Consider the following 523-nt stretch of genomic DNA (forward strand, 5'->3'; position numbering starts at 1 on the left):
CCGTGCAGCAGCCCGTAGAGACTGCCGTGCCGGCCCTCGGTGAGGAAGCCGCCCCGGCTGTTGGTGAAGTGCTGCCCGGAGTCGAGCCAGCCGTTGCTGTCCATGTGCAGGTTTTGAATGTCGCGCGAGTTCCGGTAGGCCTGCGCGAGGCTGTAGTCGGTGGTGTTCGGGAACGCCGTGTGATGAATGATGATCTTGTTGGGCCGGCTCTGCACCACGCTCACCGCGGAGGACGGCGGGCGGGCGCTCCAGGTCGCACAGTTGGCGATGGTCGGCTGGTCGATCCGCGCGGCGACGGCCCGGGCGTCGCGGCCGGCGCCGACCTGGGTGAGCGCGGTGGCGCCGGCGGCGGCGCCCAGCAGGACCGCGCCGCGCAGCACGGCCCGCCGGGGAACGGGAACGGACATGGGGGCCTCCTCGTCGGGGACGGACGCCGCCGGTGGCGGGCGGCGGCTCCGGGGCGCGGCGTCCGGGACGCCGGCCGGAGCGGGCCGCCCACCACCGGAGCGGATCAGCAGGGTCC

At 74.6% G+C, this 523-nt stretch carries 1 pseudogene; it reads right to left on the reverse strand.

The window, feature by feature from the left end:
- Positions 1-407: pseudogene (locus F6X68_RS33060) on the reverse strand (N-acetylmuramoyl-L-alanine amidase); the annotation flags it as partial.
- Positions 408-523: the final 116 nt, after the last annotated feature.

The organism is Micromonospora sp. AMSO12t (assembly GCF_008806585.1).
In the GTDB taxonomy this organism is placed as follows: Bacteria; Actinomycetota; Actinomycetes; order Mycobacteriales; family Micromonosporaceae; genus Micromonospora; species Micromonospora reichwaldensis.